Origin of the sequence: Bacillus sp. FSL H8-0534 (assembly GCF_038005885.1) — a bacterium.
Lineage (GTDB): Bacteria > Bacillota > Bacilli > Bacillales > Bacillaceae_G > Bacillus_A > Bacillus_A pseudomycoides.
Genome location: NZ_JBBOUC010000001.1, coordinates 1556537 through 1577320 on the forward strand (window position 1 = coordinate 1556537; position 20784 = coordinate 1577320).

The 20784-nt window shown below is 34.7% G+C and carries 20 protein-coding genes and 1 pseudogene; 7 read left to right on the forward strand and 14 right to left on the reverse strand.

Features of this window, described 5'->3' with window-relative positions; translation table 11 throughout:
• Positions 1-77: 77 nt before the first annotated feature.
• The 10 genes from ccsB to MHH71_RS08235 all read right to left on the reverse strand — a co-directional run bounded on the left by ccsB (position 78) and on the right by MHH71_RS08235 (position 9267).
• Positions 78-1235: a c-type cytochrome biogenesis protein CcsB gene (gene ccsB, locus MHH71_RS08190; RefSeq protein ID WP_003196285.1), complete on the reverse strand. Its 1158-nt coding sequence runs from the start codon at positions 1233-1235 to the stop codon at positions 78-80.
• A gap of 14 nt (positions 1236-1249) precedes the next feature.
• Positions 1250-2875, reverse strand: a complete 1626-nt coding sequence (locus tag MHH71_RS08195; RefSeq protein ID WP_033799629.1) for a cytochrome c biogenesis protein ResB — start codon at positions 2873-2875, stop codon at positions 1250-1252.
• A 149-nt stretch (positions 2876-3024) separates the two neighbouring features.
• Positions 3025-3546 carry a thiol-disulfide oxidoreductase ResA gene (gene resA / locus MHH71_RS08200; protein ID WP_003206580.1) on the reverse strand — a complete coding sequence of 174 codons (522 nt, stop codon included), beginning with the start codon at positions 3544-3546 and terminating at the stop codon, positions 3025-3027.
• A 187-nt stretch (positions 3547-3733) separates the two neighbouring features.
• On the reverse strand, positions 3734-4462 hold the full coding sequence (gene rluB / locus MHH71_RS08205; RefSeq protein ID WP_018764251.1) for a 23S rRNA pseudouridine(2605) synthase RluB: 729 nt from the start codon (positions 4460-4462) through the stop codon (positions 3734-3736).
• Between the two features lie 288 nt (positions 4463-4750).
• The gene (spmB, locus tag MHH71_RS08210; protein ID WP_018780997.1) at positions 4751-5281 is read right to left on the reverse strand and encodes a spore maturation protein SpmB; all 531 of its coding nucleotides are present in this window, start codon (positions 5279-5281) and stop codon (positions 4751-4753) included.
• Positions 5278-5874: a spore maturation protein SpmA gene (spmA, locus tag MHH71_RS08215; RefSeq protein WP_016114058.1), complete on the reverse strand. Its 597-nt coding sequence runs from the start codon at positions 5872-5874 to the stop codon at positions 5278-5280. The genes spmB and spmA overlap by 4 nt, the downstream gene beginning before the upstream one ends.
• The gene (locus tag MHH71_RS08220) at positions 5867-6988 is read right to left on the reverse strand and encodes a D-alanyl-D-alanine carboxypeptidase family protein (RefSeq protein ID WP_006094225.1); all 1122 of its coding nucleotides are present in this window, start codon (positions 6986-6988) and stop codon (positions 5867-5869) included. Before MHH71_RS08220 ends, spmA begins: the two co-directional genes overlap by 8 nt.
• A gap of 109 nt (positions 6989-7097) precedes the next feature.
• Positions 7098-8012 (reverse strand): superoxide dismutase, encoded by a 915-nt coding sequence (locus MHH71_RS08225; RefSeq protein WP_003206588.1) that lies wholly within the window; start codon positions 8010-8012, stop codon positions 7098-7100.
• A gap of 350 nt (positions 8013-8362) precedes the next feature.
• On the reverse strand, positions 8363-8854 hold the full coding sequence (locus MHH71_RS08230) for a DUF3907 family protein (RefSeq protein WP_018764247.1): 492 nt from the start codon (positions 8852-8854) through the stop codon (positions 8363-8365).
• A 23-nt stretch (positions 8855-8877) separates the two neighbouring features.
• Positions 8878-9267 carry a hypothetical protein gene (locus MHH71_RS08235; RefSeq protein ID WP_003196277.1) on the reverse strand — a complete coding sequence of 130 codons (390 nt, stop codon included), beginning with the start codon at positions 9265-9267 and terminating at the stop codon, positions 8878-8880.
• A gap of 219 nt (positions 9268-9486) precedes the next feature.
• Here MHH71_RS08235 and mprF point away from each other — a divergent pair, with 219 nt between their 5' ends.
• Positions 9487-12069: a bifunctional lysylphosphatidylglycerol flippase/synthetase MprF gene (gene mprF / locus MHH71_RS08240; protein ID WP_006094224.1), complete on the forward strand. Its 2583-nt coding sequence runs from the start codon at positions 9487-9489 to the stop codon at positions 12067-12069.
• Positions 12070-12074: 5 nt separating this feature from the next.
• Here mprF and MHH71_RS08245 read toward each other — a convergent pair whose 3' ends face one another.
• On the reverse strand, positions 12075-12857 hold the full coding sequence (locus tag MHH71_RS08245) for a hypothetical protein (RefSeq protein ID WP_006094223.1): 783 nt from the start codon (positions 12855-12857) through the stop codon (positions 12075-12077).
• Positions 12858-13286: 429 nt separating this feature from the next.
• On the opposite strand from MHH71_RS08245, the gene deoD reads away from it, so the two are divergent.
• The 4 genes from deoD (at position 13287) to MHH71_RS08265 (ending at position 16960) form a co-directional block, all read left to right on the forward strand.
• A complete protein-coding gene (gene deoD / locus MHH71_RS08250) occupies positions 13287-13994 on the forward strand; it encodes a purine-nucleoside phosphorylase (protein ID WP_000110708.1) in 708 nt (235 codons plus the stop codon).
• 187 nt (positions 13995-14181) lie between these two features.
• Positions 14182-15996 (forward strand): sensor histidine kinase, encoded by a 1815-nt coding sequence (locus MHH71_RS08255; protein ID WP_006094221.1) that lies wholly within the window; start codon positions 14182-14184, stop codon positions 15994-15996.
• Between the two features lie 107 nt (positions 15997-16103).
• Complete coding sequence (locus MHH71_RS08260; RefSeq protein WP_033798761.1) at positions 16104-16634, forward strand: tyrosine-type recombinase/integrase; 531 nt, start codon at positions 16104-16106, stop codon at positions 16632-16634.
• 131 nt (positions 16635-16765) lie between these two features.
• Entirely contained in the window at positions 16766-16960 is a 195-nt protein-coding gene (locus MHH71_RS08265; protein WP_003206602.1) for a DUF3924 family protein, read from the forward strand.
• A 66-nt stretch (positions 16961-17026) separates the two neighbouring features.
• On the opposite strand, the gene MHH71_RS08270 is transcribed toward MHH71_RS08265, so the two are convergent.
• The 3 genes and pseudogenes from MHH71_RS08270 to MHH71_RS08280 all read right to left on the reverse strand — a co-directional run bounded on the left by MHH71_RS08270 (position 17027) and on the right by MHH71_RS08280 (position 18522).
• Positions 17027-17278 (reverse strand): hypothetical protein, encoded by a 252-nt coding sequence (locus MHH71_RS08270; protein WP_240516943.1) that lies wholly within the window; start codon positions 17276-17278, stop codon positions 17027-17029.
• A 64-nt stretch (positions 17279-17342) separates the two neighbouring features.
• Positions 17343-17489, reverse strand: a pseudogene (locus MHH71_RS08275) (zinc ribbon domain-containing protein); the annotation flags it as partial.
• 187 nt (positions 17490-17676) lie between these two features.
• Positions 17677-18522: a DUF72 domain-containing protein gene (locus tag MHH71_RS08280; protein ID WP_006094213.1), complete on the reverse strand. Its 846-nt coding sequence runs from the start codon at positions 18520-18522 to the stop codon at positions 17677-17679.
• Positions 18523-18656: 134 nt separating this feature from the next.
• On the opposite strand from MHH71_RS08280, the gene MHH71_RS08285 reads away from it, so the two are divergent.
• Together MHH71_RS08285 and MHH71_RS08290 are read left to right on the forward strand one after the other, a co-directional pair.
• On the forward strand, positions 18657-19910 hold the full coding sequence (locus MHH71_RS08285) for an ATP-binding protein (RefSeq protein WP_006094211.1): 1254 nt from the start codon (positions 18657-18659) through the stop codon (positions 19908-19910).
• Positions 19911-20310: 400 nt separating this feature from the next.
• A complete protein-coding gene (locus MHH71_RS08290; protein ID WP_018764239.1) occupies positions 20311-20748 on the forward strand; it encodes a hypothetical protein in 438 nt (145 codons plus the stop codon).
• Positions 20749-20784: the final 36 nt, after the last annotated feature.

Below are 20784 nucleotides of genomic sequence, written 5' to 3' on the forward strand. Positions count from 1 at the left end.
GGAAAGTGACAACCACTTTCCTATTTTATCATGCTTCACTGAATCGTGTACTCCCCCTCCAAAAAAGAGGTAAAACCTTACGCATATGAGTGCAAACCAGCAATAATTAAGTTTACCGCTATAAAATTAAACATGATAATCGCAAATCCAATTACCGCAAGCCATGCTGACTTCTCACCATGCCATCCTTTAGATAAACGTAAATGCAAAACTGCAGCATAAAAGAGCCATGTAATGAGCGCCCATACCTCTTTTGGATCCCATCCCCAAAAACGTGTCCACGCAATTTGCGCCCAAATCATCGCAAAAATTAACGCTCCTAACGTAAAGACTGGGAATCCAATTGCAATAGATCGATATCCAATTTCATCAAGTAAATCACTGTTAACGTTTTTCACTACTGGCTGAAGGGCTGCTGATACTCTTTTTCGTAAAATTAATCTTAATACAATATATAGTCCCGTTCCAATAAGCAGTGACCAAATTACTGTATTTAATTTCTTTGCATTTATTATAGCAGGCATTTCTGCAATCGGTTCAAGTTTTCCAGTTGTTATTAACTTCCCTTCATGGGGTCCAACTAGTGCAGGCAGATTATATTTCATCTCGACTTTTTGTTCATTTTTATCCACCCATTGAAACTTTGCTTCATATTTTGTTGCCGAATAAACTGTTGTTACCGCTATGAATCCGACAGCGCAAACGAGTGTAAACACAACTGTTTCTAACCAAAATGTCCGTTTCGTCCTTTTTGACTGATCTACATTTTTAAGCAAATATATGACACCTGTAATAAAACTAATTGCTAAAATAGCTTGTCCAGCTGCGGCCGTTGTTACATGAATATGTAGCCAATTACTTTTCAACGATGGAATAAGCGGTGAAATTTCTCTCGGAAACATACTTGCATATGCAATTAACAAAAGGGCTACTGGTAAAGCGAATAATCCGACTATGCTTACACGATACATGAAATACATAACAATAAAAGCACCAACAAGCATCATGCCGAAGAATGTACCAAACTCAAAGAAATTACTTACTGGTGCATGCCCTGAAGCGATCCACCTTGTTACAAAGTATACAGTTTGAGCGACAAATCCTAAAATTGTTATGGTTATACCTATATTTGCCCACTTCCGACCTTTTTCTTTAATCGCCCCCCCGAAGAACAGTGTTGCAATTAAATAGAAGATGAAAGCGGCAAATAAGAAATTACTGCTGATTTGCACCATATATTCTCCCCACCTCAACTAATTTTTTGATCATTTACTTTGTCGTATGGTTGTGGAATTGTTGTTCCTTCAAGCACTTTCTCAATATCTTTCCGCAAGCCAAACCAGTTTTTATTTGTATGGCCAGCAATCCACCATTCATCTTTAACACGTTGTATCCAGATACGACGATGATTCCAATACATCCCTTGAATCACACCAACCATGAAGATAAATCCTCCGATTCCAAGAATCCATAGTGTCAAATCTTTTCTCACAATAAGCCCCGTTGCATTTCGCATTTCTACTCCTGCAAAGGTCATTTTATATTGATTATTTCCTTCTGGTTCTATGTTTTGTTGTATACCTACAAAACTCACTTCTCCTTCTGGCGTCTCTGGTGTAAACATTTTAAAAACGAAAGCTGGGTTGTTCGGAATCTTTGTTTTTGTATTGGGCTGACCATTCTCATCAAAATAAAAATCAGGAAAATAACTTAATAATTTTATAGAATACCCATCTCCTAAATCGTATGTTTCTTTTGGATTTTCTAAGTTAACTTTAATGGGTTTCCATTTTTTCTGATTGTCTTTTTTCTGTAAAGAAAAAGACATACTACCAAATTCATTTTCTTTAAAATCTAGTTGATATAGAGCAAACTGATCAAATTTTAACGGTTCATTCACTTTAATTTTAGATTCCTTTACCTTTTCTAACTTTGGTTTTTGTCCAGCTATATTTTCTTCTACAACTTTATACAATACAGCATTTGTTTGGTAGTTTTTAGCGATCATTTTATCGCCTACACGCTCAATCGCATCATTAAATACTTTATCATCTTTACTCTTGTCATAAACTTCTTTTATAAACTTTTCATTCTTCAAATAATATTTCCCATCAGTTCCTGGGATCTCTTTTGTTTCCCCATCACGTAGCCACAGTGCTTCATCCACATACATACTCGGAAGAAAACGTAGCATTGCTCCGAATAGAAAAATGATAAGACCGATATGATTCACATATGGACCCCAGCGAGAAAATCTTCCTTTTTCCGCTAAAATATTTTCGCCTTCGACTCTTACACTGTAATTTTTTTTCTTTAAATTGGCTTGAATCTGTTCTAAATCCCCCTCTTTTGGAGAACCTGTCCCATACAATCGTTGTCTCTTTAAAAAACTTGGGTGTCTTTTTACACCCTGCTTTTTTAAAGCTTTATAAAGCGGAATTACACGATCTAAACTACATATCACAAGTGACACACCAATCGACGCAATTAAAATTATATACCACCATGAGCTATATAATTTATTAAAACCCAATTGGTAATATAGTTGTCCAAGAAAACCATATTCCTGTTCATAATATTCACTTGGTGTAACACCTGGAGGTATATACATTTCTTGCGGAAATATGGTTCCAACTGCTGATGCTAATAGAGTGATAACAATGAGCCATACCCCCACCTTTACGGAAGAAAAAAAGCTCCAAACTTTATCTACTATCGTTCTCGTATGAATAAGAGAGCGCCGGGCACTCCCCTCATATCGCATATCTAATAACCTCGTATCTTCCTTGTTTTCAAAAGGTTTCCCGCAAGCTTCACAAAAAATTGTGCCTATTGGATTTACATGTCCACATTCACACTTTATCTGTTCCAATATTCTCACCGCCTCTTGTTTCTATTTATCATTGTATCTTCCAAACGCAAGTTACCGCAATACTCAGAATTTTCAAGATAGGTACTAAGACGAAGCAAAGCACCTTCATCTATCAAACTCTTTTACTATTCGTTATGTAAAGGCTTTCTTTACTAAGGAGTAATTTTCTTTAAATATTCCTCCATTTGTTCCTTTGTTTGTGTACCAGTAATTTTCTCGATTACATTTCCTTCTTTATCAATTAAAAATGTTGTTGGCAGTGGACCAACGCCATATGTACCAATTATTTCTTGCCCTTTATCAATCGCAACAGGGAACTTTAATCCATATTGATTCACAAAATTCTTCACCGCAATATTCGTTTCATCTGCATCTAATGCGATGATTTCAACGCCTTTTTCTTTATATTTAGGATATAATTCATTCATATAAGGCATCTCTTTTTCACACGGTTTGCACCACGTTCCCCAAAAATTTAAAAATATCCCTTTTCCTTTCAGGTCATTTAGCTCGATTTTTTTTCCTTCTAAATCTGAAACAACAAAGTTAGGTGCTTTTTTCCCGATTTGCATTTTTTCCTTATCAACAAAAAAACCTTGATAAAGTGTGAATCCTACTGCCACGCTTAAAATAAGCAAAATGAGAATGCGAAATAGTAAGCGATTCTTCTTCATACTCTCTCCCCTCTCTTTGATGAATTTATATGTAAAAAATTTCTGTAACTACTAACTTGTCCTTTATTTCAAGCATTTGTTTATTTTAATATATATGCCTCCATAATCACTCACCAAAACGATCGGTTCAACTAATCATCCATAGGGGATAAAACTCCCCCCACGGATGGAAGTTTCACTTTACCACTTATCTCGGCTTTGTAGAAGCAAGCGCACGTAATTGTTTTACTTCATGAGGTGATAACTCTCTTGCATCACCAGGGCGTAGACTTCCTACTTCTAAGAAAGCATAACGTTCACGTTTTAATTTCATTACTTTACAGCCAAGCGCTTCAAACATACGACGAACTTGACGATTACGCCCTTCATGGATCGTTAATTGTACAATTGCCATCTCTTTACGCTTATCCCAAGAAAGGATTTTCACACGTGCTGGTGCTGTCTTTCCATCTTCTAATACAACACCTTTTTCTAACATGCGAATTTTCTCTCCTGTTAATGGGCCTTTTACTTTTGCAACATATGTTTTCTCAACTTTATATTTTGGATGCATCAATATGTTTGCAAAATCACCATCGTTTGTCATAAGAAGTACGCCAGACGTATCATAGTCTAAACGACCAATTGGGAATAGGCGCTGTGTGATTTCAGGGAAAAAGTCTGTAACAACTTTTCTTCCTTTGTCATCTGATACGCTCGAAATTACGCCAGTTGGTTTATATAGTAAGAAATAAATAGGTTCTTCTTTTTCAAGAGGGATATTATTTACTTCTACTTTATCTTGAGGAGTTACCTTCGTTCCTAACTCAGTCACTACTTTACCGTTAACTTTAACTTTTCCTTGCTGAATAAGTTCTTCAGCTTTTCTTCTTGATGCAATTCCTGCTTGCGCAATCACTTTTTGTAATCGTTCCATTTCCATTATTCACCTCAAATTTATCTTACCTTCATTAGAAGGAGTTGGCAACCGCCAGAACATATAGCAGCCAGCCTAACATATCGTAAACAACATAGCTATGTTTCTAAACTTATAAAGGCCGAATTCGGTTTCAATTCTTTATTATTGTTTACCCTCATATAGTTGTTCACAACAAAAGTTCATTATTTTGTCAAAAATATTCCACAAAAAAACCACTATTAAGCCTACCCTTAATAGTGGTCGTATACGTATTATAAGCGAATTAACTCAAAAAATGAATACCGATTACTGAAACAATAAAGAAACAAACACAATAGAACAAATAATCCCAATTAAATCTGCAAACAACCCTACCTTTAAAGCATCACCCATTTTACGAATACCAACAGCTCCAAAGTACACTGTTAAAATATAAAACGTTGTATCTGTACTTCCTTGCATTGTGGAAGCGAGCCTACCAATAAATGAATCTGGTCCATATGTAGCAATTAAATCTGTAGTAATACTTAATCCTGCCGAACCAGAAATGGGGCGTATGAGCGCAAGTGGTACAATTTCTGCTGGCACGTGAATCATATCCAACACTGGCTTCATTACAGAAATCATGGCATCTAAAGCCCCAGATGCCCTGAAAATAGAAATGGATACGAGCATCCCCACCATAAATGGTAAAATAGAAATAGCAATTTGGATTCCTTCTTTCCCACCTTCTACAAATGATTCGTACGTTGGAACTTTTTTTATCGTGCCATATAATAGAATAAAACCAATCACACAAGGTATCACCCATAATGAAATTGTATTAACAATACTCACTTTTTCCGCCCCTTTCTACTCCGTCTGCGGTAAAAATAGCGGTCAATCCAAATAGCCCCAATCATCGATAGTACTTGTGCAATAAACGTAACACCAACAATTTCAGTCGGATTCGCCGATTCATACGTCATTCGGATTGAAATCACAGTAGTCGGTATCAATGTAATTGCAGATGTATTCAAAGCTAAAAATGTCACCATAGAACGACTTGCTGAATCCTTTCCTCCATTCAGTTCCTTAAGTTGTTCCATTGCTTTAATACCAAGTGGCGTCGCTGCATTTCCTAACCCAAAAAAGTTTGCCATCATATTTGACAAAATAAATCCCATCGAAGGATGATCCTTTGGTACTTCTGGAAACAATCTTTTTACAACTGGCATGAAAAATGAGACTAATTTCTTTAATAAGCCCGCTTCTTCAGCAATCTTCATTAACCCTAGCCAAAAGACTAAAACACTAATCAGCCCAATACAAATGGTTACTGCATCTTTTGACCCTTCAAAGACTGCTTTATTCACTTCCTCCATCGTTCCGTTTATCATCGCATATACAATCCCAATAACCGCCATCGCCACCCATACGAGGTTAACCATCTGTTCCAACACCTAACATATGAGAGAAGATTTCTATCACATCATTCCAATATACTCCAGTTGTAGCAACCAACTTTCGCTTACTATAAAACAAATTACGTTCCCCTACTTTTTCTTCATTAATATAAACTATTGTCTTACCGACTTTCTCTCCATCTACTAATTTTGCACTCCTATCAAGTTCAACCTTTAGCATAACCTGTTTCTTCTCATCTTTCGTTAGCGGTATAGCGAAATCATTTTTTATATAAACATGATTTGTATACTTCTTTTCCTGCAGTCCAGAGAGCGCTCCTTGCCCTAGAACCTTCGTTAACTCATATTGCTTAAACCCTTGATCAAACAAATACATATGGTCGTCCCAATCATTAGACGCATTAAGTGTCACTACAATTAAATCTAATCCATCTTTCGAAGCTGTTGTAACAAGTGTACGCCCTGCTTTTTTTGTAAATCCCGTCTTGCCTCCTGTTGCAAATTCATAATAAGAAGTTACAAGTTTATGCTTGTTTTTCCATGGATAATCCCACATTTTCGATTGATATGTTTTTGTTCCAAAAATTTTCCGAAACGTTTCATTTCCCATTGCATAACGTGTTAAAAGTGCCATATCATATGCAGACGAATAGTGCGTTCCATCCCCATCTAGACCATGTGGATTTGAAAAATGTGTATCTTTCATTCCTATTTGTTTCGCTTTTTCGTTCATCAAATAAACAAACCCCTCTATGCTTCCCCCAACATTTTCAGCAATTGCTTGTGCTGCATCATTACCGGAACGAAGCATTAAACCATAAACTAAATCCTCTAGCGGTACTTTTTTTCCAGGTTGTAAATAAATTGCCGACCCCTCTACTCGAACAGCCTTATCGCTAATAGGTACAACTTCTTTCATTTTCCCTGATTCGGCAGCGAGTAAGGCAGTCATAATTTTCGTGATGCTAGCAATTTTTTGTGATTCATGTTCTAACTTTCCATATAACACACGTCCTGAATGTTCTTCCATCAATATGGCATTATGGGCGCTTACATCATTCATTTGTGCATATGTATGAATCGGTATAACACTTGCACACATTATAATAAGTGCAATTACAATCCAAGTTCGTCTCATATTCCCCCACGTCCTTTTGGCACTTTTTGTACAAGTGTATGCTTGGCCCCTTAAAATATGAACGAAATATTCTTTTCTATACCAGCAAAAAAGACGCACAAATATGCGTCTAATACGGTGTCCACTCAAGCTGTTTCGCACTTTCAAATCGCTTTTCCACATCGGACCAATTCACAACATTCCACCAATTTTTAATGTACTCATCTTTCCGATTTTGGTATTGCAAATAATATGCATGTTCCCATACATCAAGCACAAGTAACGGTATCGTATCCCACTGTGTGAATAATTGATGAAGGGTACTTTGTAAAATTTCTAATCTTCCCGAGCGAGGTACCCACACAAGAATAGCCCAGCCAGATCCTTCTACCTTCGATGCAGCTTCTGTAAAATGCTTTTGAAAACGTAAAAAACCCCCAAAATCTTTCTCGATTTCTCGAGATAATGCACCTCTTGGACTTCCCCCTCCATCTTTTTTCATGTTATTCCAAAATATCGTGTGCAAATAATGACCTGAACCGTGAAAAGCCGCTTCTCTTTCCCAATGCTTGATTAAATCAAACTTATTTGTTTTCCTTGCTTCTTCCATCATTTTTTCTGCTTTATTCAGCCCTTCCACATAACTCCGATGATGTTTATCATGATGTAGCATCATAATCTCTCGAGAAATATATGGTTCCAGCGCATTATATGGATAGGGTAACGGAGGAAGCGTGTGACCCCCAATTGGAACAGATCTCTCAGTATACGTTCTTTCATATAACTCATATTGCTCATTTTCTTGCATAAATACTTCTTGTAAATGATTCTGGATGTGTTCCACATCATCACTTATCTCATACAGGAATTCAGCATCTGTTTCATACTCATTTTCTTTCATACGGTCTAATAGCATTTGAATTTTATAAGCAAGCATATGGACGTCATAAACTTCAGTTGCACGACTATCTAATACGTGAAGAACGCTTTCACACCAATTTTCTACTTCATGAAAATAATCCGTAAATACACCTTGCTGATTCATACGACACCTCCTCTATGCTATCCACTTTAACTATATTCAGCGTCCGCATCGTATATACCGTACAAAACAGCAAAAGAAGCTAGTCTTTCTCTAGCTTCTTTGAGTATTCTCTAATACTTATATAAAACATATACTAGAGCTATTCATCCCTACAATCAAAGACAGTAGTTCCCTCATCTTATTATATACATCCATTTTAATTCCCCAACATATAAGTCGCGGTTATAAAAATAAAAAGGAACCCCTACTCACTTTCTCCTTTTGTTCTCACTTCGCATGGGGCTGAAAAAGGATCTGACCACTTCTATCCATGGCCGGATCCTCTCTCACACCTAAAGAAAATGGTTTTATTAATACTTGTGTAACATCTTTGTTTGATAGTCCGTTTCGTAATATTCCAGCTCCTCACGCATTGTTTGAAACTTTCCTTCTAATTCTTGCATTACTTTTTCAATTGAGCTAGGCGGTATTTGTTGAAAAGCAATGGAATTTTTCCCTGTATATGCCGAGCGACTATTTTCATACCACTGATCACTTTTTGGCGAAAAGAATTCAGCAATTACTTGATGATAGATTTTATATAATGTTCTCTCAGCAGCCGTTTTTCGAAATGGTTGACTACTCAATAAAACAAGGCACGCATCCAAGCCTTCTTCACAAAATACAAGGAGTCGTCTTAATGATGATAATAAACCTTCATAATAATGTTTATTCCCTTCTGGTGACTCTTCTAATAAAGAAGGTAATGTATGATAATTAACAAAATCAGTCATTAAATCAATAACTTCTTCTAAAAATTCAGAAACTTGATGCGTTTGATTTTCAACCATTGAATTAGACATATCCTTTTCTCTCCTTTTCCATTTTACGCTATTTCTACTTTTTTATTTTTATGTAACTCAGCCATTATGTCTTGTACTTTTACCACTGTTTTATCATCAAAATTTTTTTGAAAATCTTCTATCCTGTTAATATATACACGCTTTTGCCCACGAAATTCTTTATTTTTAATAAAACAAGCTAGAGCAACGATATCACGTAAATATATGTCTTGTTCTTCTATTTTAAAAACTGGATTTCCTTCAAACGGAGTAATTCCTTGTAAAATTTCTTCAAAATAACGGACATATAATACAGAAAATGTTTTTTCTTGTTCACCCAAAATATAAGTTACTTCGGATCGATTAAAGAAATCTTCTGATGTATTAGGTTGTGCTTTTTCTAGCTCATGGCCTGCGTAACCTACTATAACCATCCGCTTTCCCCCTCTTCCTTATTTCGTTCTATTTTAACTTACTTTTCTGAATAAACAAAACTTTAATTTATTATTAATTCTTAGCAAAAAAATATATAACATTTCTATATTTATATAAAAAATAGTTTTTATATCCTGCAATTTACCTTTTTATTTTTCATGAAGTTTGTCATAATAAGAATATTGTCTCAGTTTTCTTATGCAAGGAGAGTTGTATTTATGTCGTTTTCGTGGAAACGTTTCTTACAAATCGGAAAAATTATTTTCCCATTTGTTGTCTTGACAATTGTATTCTTTCAAGCTCGGAAAGAATTGTCAGGTATTTCATTTCGAGAAGCAATTGAAACAATTAAAAACATTCCGACTGGAGGAGTCTTTTTAGCTATTACGCTCGGTGCGTTTGCTGTTTCAACAATGTTCTTTTATGACTTTGTTATGCTCCGCTATTTAAAAGCAGATGTACCTGTTCAAAAGATTTTCCGTGTTTCTTGGATTGCTAACACCTTAAATGGATTTATCGGTTTTGGTGGACTTGTTGGAGCAGGTATACGGACAATGTTATATCGGCCTCACGTAAAAGAGAATGGTAAACTTATCAAAAGCATCGCTTGGATGACAACTGCTTTTATAAATGGATTATCCCTTCTCTCATTCCTCGGTCTTATAGGAATACTAGATACAAGTTTTATTTTACATGAAAAACCTTGGCTATGGCCTGTCCTCATCTTTTTTGCTCTTTTTGTACCGCTATATATTGGATTTTCCAAAATTAAAAATCGAAAAAAGCAACACATAGAAGGACAGGAAGAAATCAAAGAGAAGAACCCAACCGTTCTATATTCACTTGTTTCATTAGTGGAATGGCTTTCTGCCGGCATCGTTATGTATGTTATTTTAATATTATTTGGAATTGACATCGATTTCCGGAAATTTTTAGGGGTTTATGTTATTGCAGCATTAGCAGGGGTTGTTAGTCTTGTACCCGGTGGTCTTGGTTCCTTTGACCTTGTCTTTTTAACTGGATTAGGACAATACGGTATCGATACAGGCGTATTATTACCTGCCATGTTATTATACCGCCTCGTATACTATATTTTACCATTTTGTCTTGGGTTAATTTTTGCCGCTTTTGAAATGACCGGAGCTGCCCTAAAAAAGATTGAAGATAAACCATTTATTGCACCCGCCTTAGAAACAACAGGTGTCATTTGGACATTACAACGTGATTTTTTAGGAAAGCTAGGTCCATGGGCATCAGCTGCTTTAACAGTCTTTACCGGCCTAATGGTCATCTTATCGACCATTTTACCGACGAGTATAAATCGTGCTCACGCATTACACATTTTAGCTCCAAAACATCTTATTCAATTTTCTTTTAGCTTATCATTAACATTTGGAATTCTGCTCCTTATTCTATCAAGAGGTATTTATTATGGAACAAAACGTTCCTACTATATGACTATTGTTTCTTTAATTGGAGCAGCCATTTTTAATACACTGAAAGGAATCGATATTGAAGAAACCTTTATTTTACTAATCGTGCTAGCCGTATTATATATGCTTCGCAAAAGATTTGTACGTGAAAAAATGTCAGTTTCGCTTTCCGATGTAGTAAAAGTATTTATATTTTTACTACTAACATTATACTTGTATAAAAACTTAGGCATCCTATTCGCAGGAGCAAAAGAAGCTTTCAAGCCCGATTTTGTCGTTCGTAATATTACGCAAGTAAAGAGAAGTGCACTTGCAGCTGCTTTCTTTGTTCCAACTTTTTTACTCATCGGTTCTCTTATCGCGAATCGCTATCGTAGTGTATTCCCTGAGCAATCAGCAAACGATAAACGTCTGCAAAACTTCTTAGATGAATATGGCGGAAATGTACTAAGTCATTTAGGTTTTTTAGGAGATAAACAATTCTTCTTTAGTAGTGATGGAAAAGCACTTCTTTTATTTTCAACAACAGGAAAACGACTTGTTGTACTCGGCGATCCAATTGGGGATCCGTCTTCTTTCCGTAACGTACTACAAGAATTTTTAGCTGAAGCGGATCGATTTGGATATATTTGCGTTTTCTATCAAATTGAAAGCAAATGGATGAGTTTATACCATGATTTTGGCTATAACTTCTTTAAACTTGGTGAAGAAGCTGTTGTTGATTTAAATACATTTACTATATCAGGGAAAAAGCGTGCTGGATTACGTGCAACTTTTAACCGTTTTGAACGTGAAGGTTATACCTTTTCCATTCATCAACCACCATTTTCAGACGAGTTATATGAAGAATTAAAAAATGTTTCAGCCGCTTGGCTTGGGGGAAAAAAAGAAAAAGGCTTTTCTCTTGGATACTTTGATCGTGAGTATATAAGTCGCGCCCCTATTGCAACTTTATCTGATGCTGAGGGAAAAATCATTGCATTTACAACGTTTATGCCTGTTTATCAAACTGGTGAACTTTCTATCGATTTAATGCGTTATTATCCAGATGCACCTGGCGGGATTATGGATGCAATCTTTATTCATTTATTCCAATGGGCAAAAGAAAACAGTTATCATTCCTTTAACATCGGTATGGCCCCGCTCTCTAATGTTGGTTTATCCACACAATCCTTTTGGTCTGAGCGCGTCGCTGCAGCAATTTTCAATAACGTTCGTTATACATATAGTTTTAGTGGTTTACGGCATTTTAAAGAAAAATATAAACCGGCGTGGAGTGGAAAATATTTAGCATTCCGGAAAAATCATTCCTTGCCAATTACAATGCTTGCCGTAACAAAATTAATAGGAAAACGAAAAAGCAGCTAGCATCACTAGCTGTTTTTTCGTTTCTGAACTTGGAGTATAAACTCTTTTTCATACTTTTTTCCGTTTATATAAAATGTTCCCCATATTTTATACGTCCCTTCCTCTGGGAATGTAATACGATATTGCAATTGCTCTTCTTCATTTACAGGGACTGCATATAAAAAATGTTCTCGTTTTTCATCGATTATATAAAGCGTCGCTTGTTCTCCAGTATTGGAATTAAATTTCACACTTTCTCCTTTTTTTATTTGCAGCTGAAATGTCAATGTAGCTGCTTCATTTGGGTGTAGCGCTCCAAATAAAAGCGACATTTGGTAATCACCAATTTTTTTGGTGAGCACTGTATCTTCTATTACATTCTTTTGTTTCTTCTCTTTTTCCTCTTCCCCAAAATTCTTCCTAGAAAAGAACTGTTCTGTTTTACCATGATCCTCATATAAGAAAATCGTATATGCTTTATCTTTCGTTTTGCCTGAGGATAGCTTATATGAACCATTTCCAGCAAATGCAGGAGTGATTCGCTGAATTCCCTTTAACTGCTCGTCCACGATAATAGCTCTAATACGATCATTAACTCCACGAATTTCGTTGTTATTTTTATTAAACAGTTGAAATGTAATATCTATTTTTTCATTTCCCTTTCTATTTTTTATATCCCATTTTACCTCTCGAATGTCCCCTACTGTTTCTGTCGTTCCTTTATACTTTTGCATGTAAAATCCACCAGCTACAATAAATAGTAACGCAATTAGCCCAATGACAAGATTTTTCAAACAATCACCTGCCATACTTTTTTTATAAATTGTAACATAATTCTGACTATTGTACCTATAAAAAGAACATTGCTACACCTTCTTTCTACATATGTCCATTTTGATTTTCCAACATATAAGTAGTTGCTATGAAGAATAAAAGGTGACCCGCACTCGTTTTCTCTCTTTGTTTTTACTTGGCATGGGGCAGGAAGAGGGTCTGACCGCTTCTATGCATGGTCGGATGCTCTCTCCCCCCTAAAAAGAAAAGGTTTATATCGGTTTTTCAACTTGTATTTATATATTTCTTTTTTACAAAAACCCGCTATGTAATAAATAACAACCTATTGAAAACGTTGAATCTTGCATATACTACAAATAAGAAAAAGATTTTAATTGGTAGGATTCCTAGTGTATAATGCAGGTGATGTTGATTTATATCTATACATAACAAGGAGGATTTTTATGAGCGTTCATATTGAAGCAAAACAAGGTGAAATTGCTGAATCTATTTTACTACCTGGTGATCCACTACGTGCAAAATATATTGCAGAAACATTTTTAGAAGATGTAACTTGCTATAACAATGTACGTGGTATGTTAGGATTCACTGGAACTTATAAAGGAAAACGTGTCTCTGTTCAAGGGACAGGCATGGGTGTTCCTTCTATTTCTATCTATGTTAACGAATTAATCCAAAGCTATGGAGTGAAAAACTTAATTCGCGTAGGTACATGTGGCGCGATTCAAAAAGATGTAAAAGTACGTGACGTAATTATTGCAATGACGGCTTGTACAGACTCTAATATGAACCGTTTAACATTCCCTGGATTTGATTTTGCACCAGCTGCAAACTTTGATCTTTTAAAGAAAGCATATGATGCAGGAACAGAAAAAGGATTACATGTTCGTGTTGGTAATGTTTTAACAGCAGATGTATTCTACCGTGAAAGCATGGACATGGTGAAAAAACTTGGTGAATACGGTGTGTTAGCTGTAGAAATGGAAACAACTGCTCTTTATACATTAGCAGCGAAATACGGTGTAAATGCATTATCTGTATTAACAGTAAGTGACCACATCTTCACTGGAGAAGAAACAACATCTGAAGAGCGTCAAACTACATTTAATGAAATGATTGAAATCGCTTTAGACGCGGCAATTCAACAATAATACACAAAAGAACTTGTCATACGTCTGGCGAGTTCTTTTTATTGTTTTCTAAATCAAATAATTACTTTATATGACTTTTAATAAAAAACTATTCCAGATAGAGACAGATTTTCAGCATCTACTTTCTTTTATCGTTTGTTATAATAGAGAAAATATTTATGCGAGTATTCTTTTATGAGGTGAAGAAGTGAAAAAAAGAAGCATTGTCTTTAAACTATTTTTATTAACATCAACATTATTTACTGTTACCTTCCTCCTTTTTTTCGTTGGGCAATCATTGTTTTTAGAAACATTTTATATTAATAAGAAGGTTCAAACTGTCCAAACTGCCTTTGAAAAATTTTTATCAAGTTATGAAAAGAGTGAGGGAACATTTGAGGAAATAAGAAAGCTCAAACAAGAATTTCACGAAAAAACAAACGCTGACGTCGTTTTATTAGATCCAAATGGAATTATAAAAGATGAAAATAATTACTATATTGAGATTGTGGATAAATCAAATAAATCGTATTCCATTCCACTCAACAATATTTTAACAATCGATGAATATACGAAGTTTATGAATTTACAGTTAAAAAGTAATGATTTTATTTCCATAGATGGAATTTTAAAAAAAGATGTAATTATACCTGTTACGATTGCGACTCGTTATAATACATGGAAAAATGATAACATCATTTCTGACTTTAAATTATTCAATATTGATTGGACAAACGCTAAGAAAAATAAATATGCAAAAGACACAAGACTTGGCGCCCATACATTTGAAGGGGTTGTATCCAAAATACACCTTCCTTCCAAAAACGACCTTCGTCTCGCAAATAATTTAGAGACATTACAAGGAATTCAGCATTGGGAACTATCTGTAATGCTAGGTAAAACAAATTCAAATGAATTGACAACATTTACAATCGGAGAAGAGGAGAATGGAAAAAGTCAAGTTTTTGTAAAGCCAGTTATCGAAAACGGTAAAATTAAAGAATTTGCTTTTGCGATGACCTCCTTACAACCTGTTAATGAAGCAATGCTCGTTTTAAAAGATTATTACGTTTATGCCTTAATTGTCGTATTTCTCGTCATTATTTTATTATCCTTTTATTATTCAAAAATCATTGTTAAACCGCTTATTAAAATGAACCGAGTCACAAAAAAAATGGCTAATTTTGATTTCACTGAAAAATTACCGGTTTCAGTAGATGATGAAATTGGCGGTTTATCTAGTAGTATTAATACATTATCAGTAAACTTAAAAGATCGCATAGATCGATTAAACATTGCGAATACAAAATTACAGCAAGATATCGAACGAGAACGCCAATTAGAAAAAACTAGAAAAGAATTTATTTCTGGCGTATCTCATGAATTAAAAACACCACTGAGTGTTATTAGAAGCTTTGCAGAAGGTATTAAAGATGGCGTCAGCAAAGATAACACATACTATACGGATGTTATCTTAGAAGAAACAGAAAACATGAATCGACTCATCGTCGAAATGCTAGAATTAGCAAAACTAGAATCTGGCACGTATAAACTAGAAATGAGTACTTTTTCACTTGGTGAACTTGTCCAACAAGTGTATACGAAGTTATTATTTAGTATGGAAGAAAAACAATTACAAGTAGAAATCGATGCAAATCCCTCTATATACGTTGAAGCGAATCGCAATCGCATTGAGCAAGTTGTTGTGAATTTACTCAGCAATGCAATTCGCTATACACCTGATGGTAAAGAAATTCGTATTCGTGTTATAGAAAATGAAGAAAAAGTAAAAGTGGAAATTGAGAATACCGGTAATCCAATCCCAGAGGAAAGTTTACAAAAGATATGGGATCGCTTCTATCGTCTAGACGCTTCCCGTAGCCGCCATACTGGAGGAACTGGACTTGGTTTATCAATTGTAAAAAACATTTTGGAACTACACCATGCCAAATATGGTGTATATAATACCAATGATAGTGTCGTCTTTTATTTTGATTTACAAAAAATAAAAGAAGTCAAATAATTTGTCTTAATTTCACGAGGAGTTCACATGAAATTCACACTCTCCCTTTATAGTAGTAAGCAAGTTAATCCTTTCCTTTACACATATAAAAGAGGAGAGTGCGTGAAATGAAACAAGCAGGACAACCTATTCAAAACGAAAAACAATTAGAAAAAATCAAAAATATACTTTTACAATCTTCGAAACGTGATGGCTTATTATTCGTATTAGCTGTAAATTCCGGTCTAAAAGTAAGCGAGATTTTACAATTAAAAGTTGGTGATGTCATCGATGAGAATGAAACTGTTCGTCACTCCATTTTATTTTACAATGAAAAAGTTAAAAAACATAAATGGTTCGCTGTAAACGAAGACTTACAGCATGCAATCGAAGATTATATGAGAGAACGTAAAACATGGAAACGAAATGAACCATTATTAAAGTCTCAAAAAGGAACAAAATCCATTACAAGACAGCATGCATGGTATATTTTAAACAAAGCTGCAAAAGAAGTTGGTTTAGAAGGGATTAGCTCACATACACTTCGAAAAACTTGGGGATATTGTGCATATAAATCTGGTGTTGATATTGCATTTTTACAACACTTCTTTGATCATAGTACCCCATCAAAAACTTTAAAATATATCGGTATTGCATAAAAAACAGCCATGGTTCTTATACATAAAAAAGGTTACCAACTTTAAACTTGGTAACCTTTTTTATGTTTCATATTCTCTTTTCTTGTTTCTCCTATATTGTAGTGGTACTCTAATAACAAGGGGGAGAAATTATGAACACATTAACAATTGAATTACCAAAAGAAATAGCAGAAAAACTTGGTTTATTAAAACAGGCTTATCAAAAGAAAACAGGTGCTACAATCTCAGAAAGTACACTCGTTCAATCACTTATCTCGAAGGAGTTTATTCAAGAAATCACTCCTTTTGATTTACAACAATATGTAATAAAAAAGGAACAGCGCTAATCGCTGTTCTTTTTTATAAACCATACAACTTTATTGCAAACGGTTAAGCTTTGTTTTAAATACACATTAAGCGTACCAATACTTCTTATATACACCAGGACCATCTATTTCAACTTTTAAACTTTTCGATGCGTTGACGCTCCAAAATGGATTTACTAATAAAGGCCTTCCGATTGCTATTACGTCTGCACGTTGATTCCTTAATATTTCTTCAGCTTGTTTACCACTTTCAAGTGAATGACCCCTCCTTAACACTCTTACGAGTCGTTTGAAGAAGGGGCTTCCTGTTTCATAGAGTGTTGCTGCTTGAGAATCCAAGCAGTCTTACATACTCTCCACAGGCGTCGTTTATACTGTTTGGACACAACCTTGCCCTACAGTTTCAGTCTTCAGTCGTTCTCACAAGTAATTGTTCTAACCCTTTTCGCAAAATGTTTAGACTTGCATTATGATCCCTGTCTAATACCGTTCCACACTTTGCACAAATATGCGTCCGAATAGAAAGTGATTTTTTCACACGATTTCCACATAAACATCAAGTTTTTTATTTTATTTACGAAAAAATATTGACAACGATAATGATAACCATTATCATTTATTAAGAAGCCAACAATTGATGAATCAACCAAACGCTCAGTAACATTGTTACCCCTCTTTTTCATATAGAAAAACACTGTACATTCCCCCTGTTTGTACAGTGTTTTTCTTTTTTGCGTTTATTCAAATAAATTGAGTTGCTCCGGTTTTGGTTCGCCGTATGTAATATGCATCATCTCCATGAGTTGTTTTGCATTATCAGCAGCATCCCCGCCTGAATTATTATTAAATAGTACATATATGTTTTTTGTCTTTTTCTGCAATGTATGTAATCGCTCTGTCCATTCTTCTAGCTCTTGTTTATTATAACGATATAAGCAGCGAACTGCTCGCCAATTTTCTCCTTTATCAAGCCATCCATGAATATTACGACCATGAAAGCGTATCAGTGCCATTTCAGGATGAGTTGCTTCTAATACAAGTGGAACAGAACCAATGCCAGCTTGTGGTTCATCACAGATCGTATGAATCCATTCTTCCTGTTCTAAAAATTGCAACGTTTTATCATGCATACTAGGATGAAACCACGTTTGATTTCGGAACTCTATGGCACATGGTAAGCCTTCCATCTTTTCTTTTGTATAACGAAGTAAATCTACATTTTTCTTCTGACAATCAAACCAAGGTGGATATTGGAATAATATCGCCTTTAATTTATGCGCTTCTTGAAGCGGAATAATCGATTGTTTAAATATTTCAAACATCTCATCAATATTTGAAAATGGAATCTCTCCTTGCATATGTCCCGTCATCCCTTGATACGCTTTAACAACAAACGAAAAATTTTTTGGCGTTTCCCCCGCCCATTTCATATAATTTCGAACCGGTTGCATAGCATAAAATGAACTATCTACTTCAACAATAGGGAAATACTCACTATATGTTCGCAATTTATTTCTATTTTCATAGGAATCTGCATATAAAGAATCATGATCTCCCCATCCTGTTAATCCAATAGAAATCACCTTTTCTCCTCCTTATCCCATTTCTATAAATCCGTACACACCTAATTAACAAAGTTTCAATCTTCTTCAAGAGCATCTTTATAAAATATGATATACTAGATGGAAGAATTTTTAAATTGAGGAGTTATTTATTTATGATTCAAGAGGATACTACTTTATCTCATGAAAAGCAAATAAAAGAATTAGAAAGAAAAGTACAGTTTTATGAGCAGTTGGTGAATCAACTACCACATCATTTTACATATAAAAACTCACAACTAGGTTTACAGTTACATAAAAAAGGGACTTCTCATTCCATCAATCGCATACCAAAGCAAGAGAGAGAATCAAACCTTGTACTAACTTGCGATTCCTTATTTCTATTTGAGCAACTTGAAAAGCACTTTGTTCATATTTTTGATGCATTTTCGCATCATGTCACCTTTATTGACAATAAAGGCATCATTACATTATGTAATCAATCTGCAGTAGATGATTTGGGAATATCACGGAGCGATATCATCGGCAAACCGATTCAACAGTTATTAAACCTACCTGAAGAAAAAATTAAGGCATTAGAAACATTAAGAAGCGGAAAAGAAATTTATAACGAAGAAGTGTTAGATACAAATTATGGAATTTCTAATAACCGAATTATTCGTGACTATAATGGAGAGATCTTCCGTGTGATTAGTGTCTTTCATTATTTAAATACCGAACGTGATGCTGAAAAACTTGCATTAGCGGGTCGAATTGCAGCTGGAATTGCACATGAAGTTCGTAATCCACTTACAACAGTACGCGGTTATTTACAATTTTTACAAGAAAGTGTTTCACCTTCTAATAAAGAGCTTTTTCAAAATTTACTCATTCCTGAATTAGATCGTGCCAATAGTATCATCACGAAATTTTTATCTATTTCAAAAGCACACGAATTTAAAAGAGAACCATTTCCCATCAATACTTTTTTACGTGAATATATCCAACAGCTACTAGCTAGTGAAGTATTTTTGCATAACATTTCTATTGAATATAATTTATCCTCCGATTTAGAAGACATATTAGTGAATATTGATCGACATGAGCTCGTTCAAGTTTTCCTAAACTTATTTCAAAATGCTGTGGATGCAAAAAGCGATAAACCTTTGTCCATTCAAATCACTAGTCATCGTTTGGATAATTTTGCTCGCATTACTTTCCAAGACAATGGAACTGGTATTCCTCCAGCGATTCAAGACTATATATTTGATCCATTCTTCTCTACAAAAGATGCAGGAACTGGACTCGGATTATCAGTAACAAGAAAAATCATTCAAAATCACAATGGAACTTTAAAAGTTTCTAGTAATGAAAACGGAACAACATTTATCATCTCAATTCCATTAGCACAAAAAGGGGCTGGCTTATAGCATCTCCCTAAAAATAATCAGTGGGGATGAAGCCCCACTGATATAATCAAATAAATATATTCAAAATATGCGATTTGTAAACTTTCAGCACACGTCATTAGCTCTCCGCCAATCCATTCCCCTAATCAATATGTATTATCTATTCCTCTTTCATGAGAAATGCCACAAAGCTTAATTCGTTCGATGTCTATTCCTGTTTCTTTTTTCACTTTTCTAACTGCTGTCTCTTCCTCCATTCCAAATCTAACATACATACACAATAAGGAATAACTAGATGCTATTCATCTCATCTTAAATATTTGATTTCCTTCTTTACGTTTCTTTACTTCAAATTTACTCTAGCTTAACGCTTATTTTGTATGATAGATAAAGAAGACAATGATATGAAAGAGGGATGAAAATGAACGTCTTATTGTCAATACGCTTTTGGATTTCCCTTATGTCATGTATATTTTTATGCTCAGCATTCTTTTTAACTTTAGAATATACGGCTACATCAAAAGCAGCAGAAAACAGCAATATAGCTCCATATGAGCTACTATATGCAAAACAAAATACAGTCCCTCTATCTTCTTCCTCATCTAAAGAAAAAAAAGTTATCAAAGGAATGATTATTACAAAAGCTGCTTCCCATCATGACCTGAATCAGATTGCTAAAAAAATTAAAGAACAATATAAAAATCAGAAAATCGATGAAATTACATTATCCATTCACAATAAAAATATTGGAAAATACGAAGAAGACCTACCTTATGAGCCAATTAGCAAAGGAACAATTTCCATTATTTACACTTCACAATCCCATTCCAACGTAATCATTCGTCTCAATGAACAATAATACACCTGCTAAAAATTTTTTTCCCTTCATAAAAAA